Origin of the sequence: Streptomyces sp. Ag109_G2-15, from assembly GCF_900215565.1 — a bacterium.
GTDB lineage: Bacteria > Actinomycetota > Actinomycetes > Streptomycetales > Streptomycetaceae > Streptomyces > Streptomyces diastatochromogenes.
In genome coordinates, this window is the sequence record NZ_OCNI01000001.1 from 6,113,261 (window position 1) to 6,129,658 (window position 16,398).

14 protein-coding genes and 1 pseudogene are annotated in these 16,398 nt (G+C 71.5%); 11 read left to right on the forward strand and 4 right to left on the reverse strand.

What is annotated here, in order from left to right:
* Positions 1-65 precede the first annotated feature (65 nt).
* Together CRP49_RS27635 and CRP49_RS27640 are read right to left on the reverse strand one after the other, a co-directional pair.
* A complete protein-coding gene (locus tag CRP49_RS27635) occupies positions 66-1,283 on the reverse strand; it encodes a CaiB/BaiF CoA-transferase family protein (RefSeq protein WP_097255802.1) in 1,218 nt (405 codons plus the stop codon).
* A gap of 83 nt (positions 1,284-1,366) precedes the next feature.
* A complete protein-coding gene (locus CRP49_RS27640) occupies positions 1,367-2,650 on the reverse strand; it encodes an acyl-CoA dehydrogenase family protein (RefSeq protein ID WP_097255803.1) in 1,284 nt (427 codons plus the stop codon).
* Between the two features lie 246 nt (positions 2,651-2,896).
* Here CRP49_RS27640 and CRP49_RS27645 point away from each other — a divergent pair, with 246 nt between their 5' ends.
* The 3 genes from CRP49_RS27645 (at position 2,897) to CRP49_RS27655 (ending at position 6,315) form a co-directional block, all read left to right on the forward strand.
* Complete coding sequence (locus CRP49_RS27645; protein WP_097255804.1) at positions 2,897-4,318, forward strand: hypothetical protein; 1,422 nt, start codon at positions 2,897-2,899, stop codon at positions 4,316-4,318.
* A 102-nt stretch (positions 4,319-4,420) separates the two neighbouring features.
* Positions 4,421-5,410, forward strand: coding sequence for a 3-hydroxyacyl-CoA dehydrogenase NAD-binding domain-containing protein (locus CRP49_RS27650; RefSeq protein WP_097255805.1), 990 nt, complete (start codon positions 4,421-4,423; stop codon positions 5,408-5,410).
* Positions 5,407-6,315, forward strand: coding sequence for a 3-hydroxyacyl-CoA dehydrogenase (locus tag CRP49_RS27655; protein ID WP_097255806.1), 909 nt, complete (start codon positions 5,407-5,409; stop codon positions 6,313-6,315). Before CRP49_RS27650 ends, CRP49_RS27655 begins: the two co-directional genes overlap by 4 nt.
* 126 nt (positions 6,316-6,441) lie before the next feature.
* Here CRP49_RS27655 and CRP49_RS27660 read toward each other — a convergent pair whose 3' ends face one another.
* Positions 6,442-7,182, reverse strand: a complete 741-nt coding sequence (locus CRP49_RS27660) for a GntR family transcriptional regulator (protein WP_094220759.1) — start codon at positions 7,180-7,182, stop codon at positions 6,442-6,444.
* 226 nt (positions 7,183-7,408) lie between these two features.
* Between CRP49_RS27660 and CRP49_RS27665 the strand changes: the two genes are divergently transcribed.
* From CRP49_RS27665 to CRP49_RS49180, 6 genes and pseudogenes are all read left to right on the forward strand, one after another.
* Positions 7,409-8,569, forward strand: coding sequence for an ABC transporter substrate-binding protein (locus tag CRP49_RS27665; protein ID WP_097255807.1), 1,161 nt, complete (start codon positions 7,409-7,411; stop codon positions 8,567-8,569).
* Complete coding sequence (locus CRP49_RS27670; RefSeq protein WP_097255808.1) at positions 8,566-9,465, forward strand: ABC transporter permease subunit; 900 nt, start codon at positions 8,566-8,568, stop codon at positions 9,463-9,465. The genes CRP49_RS27665 and CRP49_RS27670 overlap by 4 nt, the downstream gene beginning before the upstream one ends.
* Positions 9,450-10,268, forward strand: coding sequence for an ABC transporter permease (locus CRP49_RS27675; RefSeq protein ID WP_097255809.1), 819 nt, complete (start codon positions 9,450-9,452; stop codon positions 10,266-10,268). Before CRP49_RS27670 ends, CRP49_RS27675 begins: the two co-directional genes overlap by 16 nt.
* Positions 10,269-10,271: 3 nt before the next feature.
* Positions 10,272-11,348, forward strand: a complete 1,077-nt coding sequence (locus CRP49_RS27680; RefSeq protein WP_097255810.1) for an ABC transporter ATP-binding protein — start codon at positions 10,272-10,274, stop codon at positions 11,346-11,348.
* Positions 11,349-11,362: 14 nt separating this feature from the next.
* A complete protein-coding gene (locus CRP49_RS27685; protein WP_097257562.1) occupies positions 11,363-12,829 on the forward strand; it encodes an HAD-IA family hydrolase in 1,467 nt (488 codons plus the stop codon).
* Positions 12,830-13,138: 309 nt separating this feature from the next.
* Positions 13,139-14,758: pseudogene (locus CRP49_RS49180) on the forward strand (nitrate- and nitrite sensing domain-containing protein); the annotation flags it as partial.
* On the opposite strand, the gene CRP49_RS49185 reads toward CRP49_RS49180, so the two are convergent.
* Positions 14,673-15,587 (reverse strand): Cys-every-fifth RiPP peptide CefA, encoded by a 915-nt coding sequence (locus CRP49_RS49185; RefSeq protein ID WP_373560399.1) that lies wholly within the window; start codon positions 15,585-15,587, stop codon positions 14,673-14,675. The pseudogene CRP49_RS49180 and the gene CRP49_RS49185 overlap by 86 nt on opposite strands.
* Between CRP49_RS49185 and CRP49_RS49190 the strand changes: the two genes are divergently transcribed.
* Together CRP49_RS49190 and CRP49_RS27695 are read left to right on the forward strand one after the other, a co-directional pair.
* Positions 15,519-15,791: a hypothetical protein gene (locus tag CRP49_RS49190; protein ID WP_373560400.1), complete on the forward strand. Its 273-nt coding sequence runs from the start codon at positions 15,519-15,521 to the stop codon at positions 15,789-15,791. The genes CRP49_RS49185 and CRP49_RS49190 overlap by 69 nt on opposite strands.
* Before the next feature lie 168 nt (positions 15,792-15,959).
* A complete protein-coding gene (locus CRP49_RS27695) occupies positions 15,960-16,397 on the forward strand; it encodes a roadblock/LC7 domain-containing protein (RefSeq protein ID WP_097255811.1) in 438 nt (145 codons plus the stop codon).
* The last annotated feature ends 1 nt before the right edge of the window (position 16,398 follow it).

A 16,398-nucleotide genomic window follows, 5' to 3' on the forward strand; every position in this document is an offset into this window, starting at 1 on the left:
GCCGAGGCTGTGGACGCCTCGGCGGCGTGAATCCGTGGCGTCTCGTCCTGGTCCCGGCTGCGACGTCATTCGATCGCTTCCGCCTTGCGCAGTTCCGCCACCCCGGCATCGTCGTAGCCAAGGTCACGAAGCACCGACTCGGTGTGTTCGCCCAGGTCAGGTGCCGGGCGCGCCGGGACCTTCCGCTCCTGTTCGAGCCGCACGGGGCTGTCGATCGTCAGGTGCGGCTCGGCGTTGCCGTCCTCGATCGGAACGAGGATCCGGTTGGCGACGAGCTGGGGGTCGTGGGCGAACTCGTCGAGCGTCTGGACGACCCCGTAGGTGAGGCCCGCGGAGTCGAGCAGGTCACGCCACTCGTCCAGCGAGCGGGTCGCGAACGTCTTGTCCAGCACGCCGGCGATCTCGGCGGCGTGGGCACGGCGGCTCTTCGAGTCGGCGTAGTGCGGGTTCTCTGCCGCCTCGGGGTGGCCGATGGCCTGCAGGAACAGAGGAACTTGCTTGTCCTCGTTGGCGAAGGCCAGCAGCAGCCAGCGGTCGTCCGCGGTGCGGTAGACGTTGGCGAGCGCGTTCGGCGGGTCGGACCGGTCGGCCGGGCTGGGTGCCTTCCCGCCGACCAGCGCGGCCTGCAGCCACATGCCCGCCGCCCAGGCGCCCTCGGCGACCAGCGACGCCGTGACGCGGGAGCCCTGGCCGGTCTTCTCCCGCCGGTACAGCGCGGTCATGATCCCGGCGAACAGGGTGATCGCCGTCGGGTGGTCGCCCGATCCGAACGCGTTGATCGCCGGTGCCGCGTCCCGCTGGCGCGTCACGTCCATGAGACCGCTGCGCGCCCAGAACGCCGTCACGTCGAACCCGGGCAGGTGCGCGTCCGGACCCTCCTCGCCGAAGCCGGTGACATCGGCGTAGATCAGCCGGGCGTTGAGGGGGGCCAGGTCGTCGTAGTCCAGTCCCAGCTTGGCCCGGGTGCGCGGCGGGAAGTTGGTCACCAGCACGTCCGCCCAGGTCACCAGCCGCTCGACCACGTCCCGGGCGCCGGGCGACTTCAGGTTGAGTGCGATGCTGCGCTTGTTGCGGTTGTCCAGCTGCCAGGGGTAGTTGATCCCCTCGACGCGAGGGTTCGGTGGCATCCGGCTGAGCGATCGGTATGCGTCGCCCACGCGCGGTGGTTCCACCTTGACGACGTCGGCGCCGAAGTCACCGAGGATGGCGGCCGCGGCGGGCCCGGCGATGAAGCTCGCGAGGTCGACGACGTGCAGTCCCTCCAGCAGAGGCGTGTTCGCCATGACAGATCCTTTCTCGGCATGGCTCCCGCGTGGCGCCGGTGGCCGCTCGCGCGGCCGTCGGCGCCGACGCGATGTGTGCCGGGTCAGTGGCCCGGAGCCGCCGGCACGAAGGCGTTGAATCCCGTGATGTCCCGGCCGACGATCAGCGCCTGCACGGTGTCGGTGCCCTCGTACGTGTTGATCGCCTCGATGTCGCACAGGTGCCGTGCCACGTGGTAGTCGAGGATGATCCCGTTGCCGCCCAGCATGTCGCGGGCGTCGGCGAGGATGGCGCGGGCGCGTTCCGTGTAGTGCATCTTGGCCAGAGCCACGCGCGGCATCGAGTACTTGCCCTCGTCCAGCAACTGGCTCAGCCGGTACTGCATGCACACCATGTCGGTGATGTCCGCCAGCATCCGCGCCAGCCGGTACTGGACGAGCTGGAAGGCGGCGAGCGGCATCCCGAACTGCTTGCGCTGCTTGGCGTACGCCAGGGCGGTCTCGTAGCCCGCGACGGCCGCGCCGATCGACTCCCAGGCCACGCAGAAGCGCGAGGCCAGCAGGACCTTCTCGGTGTCGCGGAAGGTGTTGCCGCCCGCCAGCCGGTTCTCGGCGGGCACCCGGACGTCGGTGAGGGTGATCTGTGCGTTCTGGACGCAGCGCAGAGCCGTCTTGCCCGTGATGACCTGGGCGTCGAAACCGGGAGTGCCCTTCTCGACCACGTAGCCGCCCACGTGCCCGTCCTCGCCGCGGGCCCAGATGATCACGTAGTCGGCGAAGGTCGCGTTGCCGATCCACCGCTTGTGACCGTTGAGGACGTAGGAGTCACCGTCCCGGCGCGCGCTGGTCTCCAGCTTGACCACGTCCGTGCCGTGCGCGGGCTCGGTCAGGCCGAAGGCGCCGATCTTCTCCAGGCGCGCCATCGGCGGCAGGAAGCGCTGCTTCTGCTCCTCCGAGCCCAGCAGACCGATGGAGGCCATGGCCAGGGCCGAGTGGACACCCATGAAGGTGGAGATACTCAGATCGCCGCGAGCCAGCTCCAGGATCACGATGCCGGCGGTCACGTTGCTCATCCCCGCACTGCCGTAGCCGGGGAGCTGGAAGCCCGCGATATCCAGCTGCGCCAGCTTGGGCACCAGCTCGTGCGGGAACTCCGCACGCTCCCAGTATGGGTTGATGATCGGGATGACCTCCTGGTCCATGAAGTCGCGGACCTTGTGCCGAAGGGTCTGCTGCTCGTCCGTGAGGAGGTCGCCCAGCAGGTAGTAGTCGGAGTGCTCGGGTCCGCCCAGCACCGGTGGCTCCACCACATGCCCGTTCCCGGCAGGGCCGACCCCACCCAGAAGGCTCTGGTCCGAGCCGGCCGCCGCTCCGTGAGTCGCCTTCATCTGCCGCTCCTTTCGATCGGGGGTCCGATGGCGTCGATCGGGGGTCCGACGGCGTCAGTGAGATCGACGCTAGGAGCGGGCGGGGGCAGGGCCACTGGGCGCGGAACACCATGTTTCCTCATGATTTGGTGTTCATGTACCAATTCGCCCGATGGTCCTTGCGCGTCAGCCTTGCACTACGGCCCGGGATGAGCCGCGCGGCCGTCCCGGCTGTCCGAGACGACACCACGATCGGAGGAGACGAACATGACCACACCCGACGCATGGGTCGGGCTCCTTCCCCCGGCCTTCGACCCGGACTACATCGAGCGCGCCGTCGTGCCCTTCCTCTCGAGCGGCGAGTACGTGGGCGAACGGCCCGCACTCCCTATGATCGACCTCGCCCTGAGCAAGGAGAACGCGGCGCCGCCGCACTTCTGGGGCATGCTCTACGACGGCTGGGCGCCCGACCCCAAGGAGGGCACCACGGTCTTCATCACGGGCTACGACCAGCGAGGTCCGGACAACGAGCGCAAGAAGATCTACGCCTCGGCCACCACGCCCGACCTCTACGCGGCCAAGTACGCCCCCAAGGTCCACGGCTTCCTCACCCGCCTCTTCGCCGACACCAACACCGGCAAGCCGCTGATGCACGAGTACTACGAGAACTACTTCGACCTCTACTGGGACCTCCACCTCGGTGCCACCGGCGAGGCCGTCCCGCCCGAGGTGCGCACGATCGGCAGCAGCTTCACCGCCGTCCTCGGCCACTGGTACCCGACCGAGGACGTGGTGCGGGAGAACTTCATGCGGGTGCGCGAGCTGCGCCCGCTGCTCAAGGAGTGGATCGACCGCCGCGTGCAGGCAGTGATCGACGGCGACGTCCAGGACCCGGAGGCCACCTTCGTCCACTACTGGCTCAGGAACGGCCAGGGCGGCGAACACTTCCGCCGCGAGGACATCGTCTTCGAGTGCTTCCACAACTTCCTGGCGTTCAGCCAGTGGGGCAACACGATCTACCGCACCATGGCCCTGCTGGACACCGACCACGCAGACCCGGCCGTCAGGTCGTGGTTCGAGATGACGAACAGCCCCGACACGGCGGACGAGGGCGCCTTCACCCCGCTCGACCGCTATGTGATGGAGCTCTTCCGCACGGTTTCACCGAACGGAGGGAGCCTGTCGACCGTGACCACCGAACGAGGTGCCGAGCCTCGCCTGGGCAGTGTCCTCACCCTGCACCCCACCGCCAGCCGGGACCCCCGGCACTGGCACAACCCGGACGAGTTCGATCCCGACAGGTACCGGACAGTGCCGACGAGCGCCGACGACGCCGAGACGACAAGCCGCCATGCCGGGTTCGCGCGCTGCCCCTTCCCACCCGCACCGTTCACCGTCAAGGACGGCCGCCGGGCGGACCTGACCAACAGCGCGTTCGGAGCCGTCTACGGGGTGGTCGACGGCACCGCCTACCCGGTCTGCGACACGGCCGGTTACGCGCCATTCGGATTCGGCTACCGGCGCTGCGGCGGAGAACAACTGACCACGGAGTTCGTCAAGGAGTTCCTGCGCACGGTGTGGAGTCGCGGGATCACGTTCGTCACGCTCGACCTCGAACATCCCGAGAAACTGCCCGTCTCACCGCGCACGGTCATCGACGACGACATCGGCTTCCGGCAAGGCTCGTGAGAACCGGCGTCCGAGCCACCTGTTCCGCGATACCAAGGAATCGGTCGAATCCTGGGCGCGCGGCCCGATGCGCCGGCACGTGCGTCGGCCGAGGGTTGCCGCATGAACGCGTACAAGCCAGTCCACCGTGTGGCGATCGTCGGGACCGGCACCATAGGTGCCAGCTGGGCGACGCACTATCTCGTCCGCGGCTTCGACGTCACGGCGACCGATCCCTCCCCCGCCGCGGAGGCGGCCCTGCGGTCGTACGTGGAGGCGGCGTGGGACGCGGCCGCCTCGATCGGGCTCACGCCCGAGGCCTCGCCGGAGCGCCTGAGCTTCACCGCGGACCTGCGTCAGGCCGTCGCGGACGCCGATTTCGTACAGGAGAACGCACCTGAGCGCCCGGAGCTCAAGGTCAAGCTGTTCGCCGACATCGACGACGCGACACCGCCGGACGCGATCATCGCGTCGAGTTCGTCGGGCATCACGATGAGCGTCATCCAGGCCGAGTGCCGGCGTCCGGAGCGCACCGTCATCGGTCATCCCTTCAACCCACCGCACATCGTCCCGTTGGTCGAGGTCGTCGGCGGAACGAGGACCGCTCCGGAGACGATCCGGGGCGTCATGTCCTTCTACGCCGCGATCGGAAAGAAGCCGATCCACCTCAAGAAGGAACTTCCCGGGCACGTCGCCAACCGCATCCAGGCCGCGCTGTACCGCGAGGTCGTGTACCTGGTCCAGGAAGGGGTGCTCGACGTGGCGGACTCCGACGACGCGGTGTCCTGGGGGCCTGGGCTCAGATGGGGCGTCATGGGTCCCCATCTGCTGTGGCATCTCGGCGGAGGAGAGGGTGGCATCCAGCACTTCATGGACACGCTCATGCCGCGGATGGTGGCGTCCTGGCAGGACCTGGGCACCCCCGAGTTCACGCCTGAGCTCAAGGAGACGATCGTCAGCGGTGTCCTGAAAGAGGCCAACGGCCACTCGGTCGACGAACTGGCCGCCCGGCGCGATGCGATGCTCTCGGCCCTGCTGGCCGTGCGCGCCCAGCACGACCCGTCCGGTCCGCGGGACGCCGCAGCCGGTCCCGAGGCGAAGGAGGGACCGTGAGCGAGCGGCAGGAGAGACTGTTCGTGCTCGAGGCCAGCGGCGGTGGCCGCCTGTTCTCCGTGAACCCCGACGGTTCCGACAAGAAGGTCCTCGTCACCGGGTGCAGGATCCCCGACGGGGTCGCCGTCGACGCGGAGGCCGGGCACATCTACTGGACCAACATGGGTGTTCCGCAGGAGAACGACGGCTCGATCGAGCGCGTGGACCTGGACGGAGGCAACCGGACGACGATCGTCCCGAGCGGCGTCACGCACACACCGAAGCAGCTCCACTTCGAGACGGTCGGCCGCAGGCAGCTGTACTGGGGTGATCGCGAGGGCATGCGGGTGATGCGCTGCGACCTCGACGGCTCGAACGTCGAGACCCTCGTGCAGACGGGACAGGGCGAGGACGACAGCCGCGACGAGACCAGGTGGTGCGTGGGAGTCGCCGTCGACCCGGTCGGCGGACACCTCTACTGGACGCAGAAGGGCCCGAGTGACGCGGGGCTCGGGAAGCTCCTGCGGGCCGGTATCGACCTGCCCGCCGGGCAGGGAGCGGCCGAACGCGACGACATCGAGGTGCTGTTCGACGGGCTGCCCGAGCCGATCGACCTGGAACTCGACCTCGTGGAGCGCATGCTGTACTGGACGGATCGCGGGGACCCGCCGCGGGGCAACAGCGTGAGCCGTTCGCCGATGAAGCCGCCGGACGAGCAGCGGGCGCCCGAGATCCTGCTGACCCACCTGATGGAGGGCATCGGCATCGCCCTCGATCCGGACGGCGGCCGCATGTACGTGACCGACCTGGCCGGGAGCGTCTACGCGGCAGGCCTCGACGGATCGAACCGCAGGGAGATCCTCGTCGCACAGGGCAACCTCACCGGCATCGCCCGTGCGGTGCTGCCGACCGGAACGAGGGGCTAGCCGCGCCTCCTGCAGCCGTCGCTGCCTTTCGGAACTGCGTGGGGAGCGCTTGCAGCAACCTGGCGTCGCCGAAGTACTGCCCGGGCCGGAGGCCGTGCAGTCGGCGCCCGCTCCACGCAAGCCCCTTCAGCCCGCCGTCTTCCGGGCCAGCGCGTTGTTCCCGATCGAGTTGTGCACGCTGAAGCTCACCGCGTCCGAGCGATAGCGGTCGTCCGACCACTCCACCGGGCGGCCCTCGCGGGTGGTCGTCACCCGCCGCACTCGCAGCAGCGGGCTCGTGCGGCGGACGGCGAGCAGTTCGGCGTCCTGGGCGCCTGCCGCCACCGCGTCGATGATGTGCTCACCGTAGGCGAAGACCAGGCCCGTGTCGTCGTAGAGGCGCTGGGTGACGGAGGGGCAGTCGGGCTCGATCGGCTCGACCGCCGGTGCGATCCAGTCCGCGTACACCGTCCGCTCCAGCAGTACCGGCTCACCGTCCAGGCCGCGCACCCGCAGCACATGCAACACCCGGGTCCCGGCGGACAGTTGGAGCCGTACGGCGTCCTCCTGTGTGGCCGGGCGGTACTCCTGCGCCACCACGTGTCCGGTGGCCTCGCGGCCCATGGCCCGCGCCCACTGGGCGAAGCTGCGCAGTTCCTCGAAGCTCTGGCTGCGGCGGCTGGCGAGCACCACGCGCCGGGCGCCCTGGCGGGAGCCGATCAGGCCCTCGGAGGTGAGGGCCGCGACGGCCTGGCGGACCGTGCCGCGTGAGACGCCGTAGTGCGTCGCGAGTTCCGACTCCGAGGGCAGCCGGCTGCCGACCGTGTACTTCTCGCGGTCGATCGCGCGCCGCAGTTCGTCGGCGATCTCCTCGTGTCGCGCCGTCATGCTTCCCCTCTGCTCAGGTCGCTGTGCACAGCGTGACCAGCCTAATCGAGACCTGAGCGTGATCTGCAACGGTCTGGATTGTGCACACAACTAGGGCTCAGAGTTTCGTCGCGGTTTACAGACAGGACACCTGTGGCGGGCGTACTGTGACGCAACTTGTTCATACAAGTTCTCCGCAGTTCTCAAACGCACCGCCACTACCCTCGTGCGCACCCCTGGAGAGACCGTGACCGTGTCCCTGCCGAGAAACGCCGTCCTCGGCGGCTCCCTCGCCGTCGTCGCCGCACTCGCGCTGAGCGCCTGCGGCGCCGCCCCCGACAACGCGTCCACCACCACCAAGGACGGCAAGAACGCCGCCACCGCCACCTCCGCGGCCGACTTCGGCGGTCTCGACGCCCTCGTCAAGGCGGCCAAGAAGGAGGGCACGCTGCACATCATCGCGGTGCCCCGCGACTGGGCGAACTACGGCGCCATCATCGACGGCTTCCAGAAGAAGTACGGCATCAAGATCGAGGACGAGAGCCCCGACGGCTCCAGCCAGGACGAGATCAACGCCGTGACCTCGCGGAAGGGTCAGGACCGCGCCCCGGACGTCCTCGACCTCGGCTCCTCCTTCGCCCTCAGCGCCGCCCAGCAGGGCCTGCTCGCGCCCTACAAGGTGACCTCCTACGCCGACATCGCCGAGGGCCAGAAGGACCCGCAGGCCCGCTGGTACAACGACTACGGCGGCTACATCTCCATCGGCTGCGACGCCAAGCGCGTCAAGGAGTGCCCGACCACCTTCAAGGACCTCCTCAAGCCGCAGTACAAGGGCCAGGTCGCGCTGAACGGCAACCCGACCAAGTCCGGCTCGGCCTTCGGTGGCGTCTACGCGGCCGCCCTTGCCAACGGCGGTTCCTTCGACAGCATCCAGCCCGGCCTCGACTTCTTCGCCAAGCTGAAGAAGAACGGCAACTACACGCCCGTCGAGTCCACCCCGGCCACCGTCGAGAAGGGCGAGACGCCCATCAGCATCGACTGGGACTACCTGAACGCCGGCTACGCGGACGAGTTCAAGTCCAAGGGCGTGGACTGGAAGGTCGCGGTGCCGAGCGACGGCCAGTTCTCCCAGTACTACTCCCAGGCCATCAACAAGGACGCCCCGCACCCGGCGGCCGCCCGCCTGTGGCAGGAGTACCTCTACAGCGCCGAGGGCCAGAACCTGTGGCTCAAGGGCTACGCCCGCCCGGCCCTGATGACCACCATGGAGAAGGCCGGCACCCTCGACAAGACCGCTGCCGCCAAGCTCCCCAAGGTCACCGGCACGCCGTCCTTCCCGACCGAGGACCAGCAGAGCAAGGCCAAGACGGTCATCGCTCAGGGCTGGGGCAAGGCCGTCTCCGGATGACCGCCGCTCTCCCGCGTGCGGACGTGGCGCCCGTCGCTTCGGCGAAGCGGCGGCGCCGCGCCCCCGGCTGGCTGGCCGTGGTGCCACTGCTGGTGTTCACCGCGATCGCCTTCGGCCTGCCCGCCCTGGCCATCCTGGACGGCGCCTTCACGGCCAAGGACCAGACGACCGGCGCCACGTCCTACACCGGCGCGAACCTGACGTCCTCGCTGCAGGGCCCGTACCTCACCGCGCTGGTCGGCAGTGTGAAGCTGTCGGCGATCTCCGCCGGGCTCGGGGCCCTGCTCGGGCTGCCGCTCGCCCAGGCCGTGGTCAGCTCCCGCTCCCGCGCGCTGCGCGAGGCCGTGCTGACCGCCTCCGGCGTGCTGGCCAACTTCGGCGGCGTCCCGCTGGCCTTCGCCTTCGTCGCCACCCTCGGCAACGCCGGCGTCCTGACCGTGCACCTCGGCCTCACCGACAAGGGCTGGGACCTCTACAGCTTCTGGGGCCTGGTCCTCGTCTACCTGTACTTCCTGATCCCGCTGATGGTCCTGACCATCACCCCGGCCCTGGACGGCCTGCGGGTCCAGTGGCGGGAGGCCGCGCTGAACAACGGCGCCACCGGTGTGCAGTACTGGCGGCACGTGGCCCTGCCCGTGCTGGCACCTTCGCTCCTCGGCGGTCTCGTGCTGCTGTTCGGCAGCGCCTTCGCCGCCTACGCCACCGCCGCCGCGATGGTGGGCAGCGCGGTGCCGCTGGTCACCCTGCAGATCGCCGACGCCCTCTCCGGCAACGTGCTGGTCGGCCAGGAGAACGTCGCCCTCGCCCTCAGCCTCGACATGGTGCTGGTGGCGGGCCTGGTGATGGCCGTGTACCTGCCCCTGCAACGACGGAGCGCCCGATGGCTCGACGCCTGACCCCCTGGCGCTGGGCCGTCCTCGGCCTGGCCGCGCTGTACTTCCTGGTGCCGCTCGCCGCGTCCGTGGTCTTCACGGTCGACGTGCCCGGCCAGGGCGTCACCTTCGACGCCTACACCCAGATCCTGTCCACCGACGGCTTCACCTCCAGCCTGCTGCTCTCGCTGGAGCTGGCCGTGGCCACCATCGCCGTGGTCCTGCTGCTGATGGTGCCCGCCGTGGTCGCGCTGCGGCTCGGCGCGCCCCGGCTCAGGCCGGTGGTGGAGGTGGTGTGCTCGCTGCCGCTGGTGGTGCCGCCGATCGCGTTCGTCGCCGGGATCGTGACCGTGCTCAAGTGGGGCCCGGACCATCTGTCCAGGACCCCGCTGTTCCAGACGTTCGTGGCGATCCAGAACCCGAGCTTCCCGGTCGTGCTGGTCCTCGCCTACGTCGTGATGGCGCTGCCCTTCGTCTACCGAGCCCTGGACGCGGGCCTGCGCGCCATCGACGTGCGCACCCTCGTGGAGGCCGCCCGCAGCTGCGGCGCCTCCTGGCCGCAGGCCCTCGTGCGGGCCGTGCTGCCGAACCTGCGCGGGGCGCTGCTGAACGCCGCCTTCCTCACGCTGGCGCTGGTCCTCGGCGAGTTCACCGTCGCCCGGCTGCTCGGCTTCCAGCCCTTCGCCGTGTGGATCTACAACGTCGGCGGCTCGCAGGCCCAGATGTCCGTCGCCGTGTCCGTGCTCAGCCTGCTCGTCACCTGGGCCCTGCTGCTCGCGCTCGCCGGCGCCGGCGGACGTACCCGAACCGCTTCCTCCCGGGGTTGAACCATGACCGTCACCACGCTTGAGAAGGCCACCGCCGAAAAGGCCGCCACCGTCGAATTCCGGGGACTGCGCAGGGAGTTCGGGGCCACCGTCGCCCTCGACGGACTCGACCTGACCGTCCGCCCGGGGGAGTTCCTGGCCCTGCTCGGCCCCTCCGGCTGCGGCAAGACCACCGCACTGCGCATGCTCGCCGGGTTCGAACACCCCGATTCCGGCGCCGTGTTGGTGGACGGCGAGGACGTCACCCACGTCCCGGCCCACCGTCGCGACGCCGGGATGGTCTTCCAGTCGTACAGCCTCTTCCCGCATCTGAACGCCGTCGACAACGTCGCCTTCGGGCTGCGCATGCGGCGGGTCCGTACGGCCGAACGGCGTGCCCGGGCGGCCGAGTTGCTGGAGCTGGTAGGGCTCGGCGACAAGGGGGAGCGGTACCCGCACCAGCTCTCCGGCGGCCAGCAGCAGCGCATCGCGCTCGCCCGCGCCCTCGCCCTGCGCCCGCGCGTCCTGCTGCTCGACGAGCCGCTGTCGGCGCTGGACGCCAAGGTGCGCCTGACCCTGCGCGAGGAGATCCGCAGGCTCCAGCAGGAACTCGGCATCACCACCCTCTTCGTCACCCACGACCAGGAGGAGGCCCTCTCGATCGCCGACCGGGTCGCCGTCATGCGCGCCGGACGGCTCGAACAGTGCGCCGAACCCGCCGAGTTGTACGGCCGTCCCGCCACCGCCTTCGTCGCCGAGTTCGTCGGCACGATGAGCCGTATCCCGGGCGAGCTGAAGGACGGCACGGTCGAGGTGCTCGGCCGGCGGCTGCCGGCCGACGGCGAGGTGCCGAACGGTGAAGTGGACGTACTGGTGCGACCCGAGTCGCTTCAGGTCCAGGCCGACGAGCAGGGCAGCGCCCGTGTCGTCGCGACCGCGTTCCTGGGCGCCGTCGTCCGGGTCACCGTACGGCTCGCCGACGGCACCGAGGCCAAGGCCGACCTGCCCGCCCACGAGGCCACCGGGCTCGGCGCCGGAGCCGCCGTCGCCGTGTCGCTGCCCGAGCGGCCGGTGCTGGTGGCCGAACGTATCCAGAAGTGAGGAACGACGACAACGTGACCCCCCACACCCCTCAACCCCTGCCGCAGGCCGTCCTGTTCGACATGGACGGCACGCTCGTCGACACCGAGCGGCTGTGGTGGGAGGCGGTCGAGCAGGTCGCCGGGCGGCCGCTGACCGAGGCCGATCAGCCGGAGGTGCTCGGCCGGCCCGTCGAGCACACCGCCGCCTGGCTCGGCGCCGACACCGGCCTGGCCGCCGCCGACCTCGCGGCCGACCTGCACCGGGAGTTCGCCGCACGCGTCCGCACCGGGATCGTGCCCCGCCCCGGCGCGCTCGACCTGCTGGACGCGCTGGCCCGGGCCGGTGTCCCCACCGCGCTGGTCACCGCGTCCCCGCGCGCGGTCGCCGACGTCGTGCTCGACGCGCTCGGCGCCGGACGGTTCGCGGTCTCCGTCACCGCCGACGACACCGCCCGCACCAAGCCGGCCCCCGACCCCTACCTGGCCGCCTGCCGGGCCCTCGGCGTCGACCCGGCCGCCTGTGTCGCCGTCGAGGACACCGAGACCGGTGTGGCCTCCGCCGAGGCCGCCGGGTGCGCCGTACTCGCCGTGCCGTCCCTCGCGCCGATCGGCGCGGCACCTGGGCGGACCGTGCGCGACAGCCTCGTCGGCGTCACGCCCGAGAAACTGCGGCGGATGATCGTGCCCGAACTCCGCGTCATGAGCTGGAACCTGTGGCTCGGCGGCAGCAGGATCGACGACCACCGCGCCAAGCAGGTCAAGGCCGTCCTGGAGAGCGGTGCCGATGTCGTCGGGCTCCAGGAGACCGCCGGTACGGCAGCCCAGGAACTGGCCGAGGCGCTCGGCTGGCACCACCACCGGGCCGGGGAGAACCTCGGCGTCATCAGCAGGCATCCCATCACCGCCCGCTTCGGCGACCCCGACGTCGGCTTCTACGGTGCCGCCGGCGTCCGGATCCAGGTCGCGCCCGGCCGCGAGGTCGACGTGTGGACGGCCCACCTGCACTACACGCCGTACGGGCCGTACGAGGCCGCCTTCGACGGGCTCGGGGCGCCCGAGCTGATCGCCCACGAGGACGTACGGCTCGGGCAGATGCGGCACGCGCTGCGCCGGATCGCCGAGTCGTCCGCCGAAGGCGTTCCGGTCGTCCTCGTCGGTGACTTCAACTGCCCCTCCCACCTGGACTGGCCGGACGTGGAGTGGCCGGTGACGCGGGCGGCGGCGGACGCGGGCTTCGCCGACTCCTACCGCGAGGCGCACCCCGACCCGGTGGCCGAGCCGGGGCACACGTGGTCGCCGATCCACCCGGTGCACGAGGACGGCAGCGGACGCCCGGAACCGCAGGACCGGATCGACTACGTCCTGCACCGCGGCCTGACCGTGCGCGACGCGCGGAACCTCGTCATCGGCACCCCGCGCCCGTGGCCCGACGTCGCGGGCAACGACTGGCCCTCGGACCACGCGGCCGTCGTGACCACCTTCGCGTTGCCCCGTAGGTGACCCAGGGTTACCGCAGGTCACCATTGCGGACCAGGTGACGATCCCGTAGGTTGTGCCGGACTTTCCGCCACTACTGACTGGTAACACCGGCAGGTAACCATGCGCTGGCCCGTCGGCCGTCCCACCACCGTCCGCACGCGGATCGTGGCGCTCGCTCTCGCCCCGGCCGTCGCCCTGATGGCCCTGTGGAGCTTCGCCATGGTGTCGGTCACCGCCGAACTGCGGGCACTGATCCGGCTCCAGGGGGTGTACGAGGACTTCGGCACCCCCGTGGACACCGCGATCGGGCAGATCCAGATCGAACGCCGGATGTCCGCCGCCTACCTGGGCGCCCGCCTCGACACGACCGCGGCGGGCGACCTGCTCGGACAGCAGCGCCGTACCGACCGGGCCGTCGACGCCATGCGCCAGGCGGTCCGGGACGGGGACCGCGGCCGGCTCACCGACCGGCAGCGGCAGGCCCTGGACACCATGGTCGCCGCCACCGGGAGGCTGGAGGGGCTGCGCGAGCGCGTGCTGTCCCGGGCCGTCACCTGGGACCGGGCGGTCGACGAGTACAGCGCGCTCGTCGAGCCCGGCTTCGACGTGCAGTCCACGCTCACCGCGCTCCAGGCCGGGCAGCTCGCCCGGGAGGCACAGGTCGTCATCGAGCTGGTGCGGGTACGGGAGTTCGTCTCCCGGGAGGACGCCCTGGTCGCCGGGGCGCGGGCGGCCGGGACCCTGACCGACGGGCAGTACGACACCCTGACCGCGACCATCGAGGACCGGCGCGTCTTCGAGCGGACGTACGTACCGGACCTGCCTGCCGACTCGCGCGGCCTGTTCGAGGAGTTCCAGCGCGGTGACCTGTACCGCTCGCTGGCGCGCGGCGAGGACGCGCTGCTGCGGGCCGGTGCCGGGCGGGCCGGGGAGGCCGTCGCGGCGGACACCTGGCGCTCGACCACCGACCGGGCCGTCAAGCGCTACATGCAGCTGTGCACCCGCTCCGCCGAGAACTCCGCGGCGCGCGGCCGGGCCTTCGCCTACCACGAGCTGACCAAGGCAGCCGTCGTCGGCGCGGTCGGGCTGGCCGCCGTGGCGCTGTCCCTGTGGTTCGCGGTGCGGGGTGCGCGGCGCATCTCGCGGCGCCTGGAGACCCTGCGGGACGCCGCCGACGTGCTCAGCACACGGCAACTCCCGGACGTCATGCGGAGGCTGAGCGCCGGCGAGGAGGTGGACGCGCTGGCCGAGGCGCCGCCGCTCGCCGCCGACGAGACCAGGGACGACGAGATCGGCCAGGTCGGCCGGTCCTTCAACACCGCGCGGCTCGCCGCCGTGGAGGCCGCCGTCAAGCAGGCCACCCTGCGCCGGGGCCTGTTCGCGGTACTGCTCAACATCGCGCGCCGCAACCAGGCGCTGGTGCACCGCCAGTTGAAGCTCGTCGACACGCTGGAGCGGCGCACCGACGACCCGGACATCCTGCGCCAGCTGTTCCGCATCGACCATCTGACGACCCGGATGCGCCGGCACGCGGAGAGCCTGATCATCCTCTCCGGCTCGGCGCCCGGCCGCCGCTGGCGCAGGCCCGTGCCGGTCGCGGACGTCGTGGCCTCGGCGGTGAGCGAGATCGAGGACTACGCGCGCGTGGTGGTGCCGCCGATGCCCGAGGTCGGCGTCGCGGCGGACGCGGTCGCCGACGTCGTCCATCTCGTCGCCGAACTCCTGGAGAACGCGACGGCGTTCTCGCCGCCGCACACCCAGGTCACGCTGCGACCCGGACAGGTCGGCAGCGGCTTCGTGCTGGAGATCGACGACCGCGGGCTCGGCCTCGACGCCGAGCAGCGCGCACAGGCCCACCGCACCCTCACCGACCCCGACGCCTTCGACCCCACCCGGCACGACCGGCTCGGCCTGTACGTCGTCGGCCGCCTCGCCGCCCGCCACGGCATCGAGGTGAACCTACGGGATTCGCCGTACGGCGGTACGACCGCGGTGGTGCTGCTTCCGGAGGGGGTACTGGCGGAGGTGGAGCCGGTCTCGGCGCCGTCCGCCGGGGCCGGCGCGCGGGGGCGGGTGGCGGATTCCCCGGGGTTGGCGGAGCGGCTGGGACCGGCGGAGGCGCCGGGATCGGTCGAGCGGCTGGGGTCGGTTGAGCGGTCGGGGGCGGCGGAGCTGCCGGGATCGGTCGAGCGGCTGGGGTCGGTTGAGCGGTCGGGGGCGGCGGAGCTGCCGGGATCGGTCGAGCGGCTGGGGTCGGTTGAGCGGTCGGGGGCGGCGGAGGTGCCGGGATCGGTCGAGCGGCTGGGGTCGGTTGAGCGGTCGGGGCCAGTGGAGCTGCGAGGGTCGGTAGAGCTGCCGGGGTCGGCGGGGCCGTTGGGGCCGATGGAGCTGCGAGGGTCGGTCGAGCGGTCGGGGGCGGGCGAGCTGCCTGGGTCGGTCGAGCGGAAAGCGCCGGTGCTGGAGCTGCCCACCAGGAAGCGGTCCACACCGCCGTCCGCTGCCGCACCCGGACCCACGCGACACGACATGCCCGAGCCGGGCACCCCCGCGCCGGGCACGCCTGCGCCGGATGCCCCCGCGCCGGGCACGCCTGCGCCGGGCACGCCTGCGCCGGGCACGCCTGCGCCGGGCACCCCCGCGCCGGGCACGCCTGCGCCGGGCACCCCCGCGCCGGGCACCCCCGCGCCGGGCACGCCTGCGCCGGGCACGCCTGCGCCGGGCACGCCTGCGCCGGGCACGCCTGCGCCAGACGCCCCCGCGCTGGACGCCCCCACTCCAGACGCCCCCACCCCGGAGCCCGCCCCCGCCCTACCCACCCGCACCCGCCAGACCTCCCTCGCCCCCGAATTGCGCGACGATCCGCCGCGCCGGGACGCGGCACCCGGTCGCGAGGTCGACGCCGAGGAGATGCGGGCGATCTTCGGCGCCTTCCAGCGGGGCCTGGACCGCGGCCGCCAAGGCCTGCCGACGCCCACGGACATAGACGCACCCAGGGGCGCAGACGCACCCAGGGGCGCAGACGCACCCAGGGGCGCAGACGCACCCCAAGCCACAGACGTACCCGCAGCCACCGCCGCACCCCCAGCCCCAGCCGCAACCCCAGCCACACACGACGCAACCACCGACGCCGACGAAGGGACGGACACCGACGATGCACGGTGACGACCAGACCCCCGAGAACCCGGCCCCGCCCGCCGGAGCGCCCGGTACGGATCTCGGCTGGCTGCTCGACGACCTCGTGGCCCGTACCGACCATGTCCGCCAGGCGGTGCTGCTGACCGCCGACGGTCTGCCGCTCAGCTGCTCGGACGGCATGCGCCGCCGGGACATCGAGCACCTGGCCGCCGTCTGCTCCGGCTTCCACGGCCTCGCCCGCTCGGCGGGGGAGCGGTTCGAGGCGGGGGAGGTGCGGCAGACCATGGTCATGCTGGAGGACGCCTACCTCTTCATCACCCCGGCCGGTCACGGCAGCCGCCTCGCCGTGCTCAGCGAGGCGCGGACCGACGTGGGCCAGCTCGCCCACGAGATGGCCCTGCTCGTCCGCCGCCTCGGCCGCCATCTGGACGCCGCCACCCGCTCGGCCCCCTGAC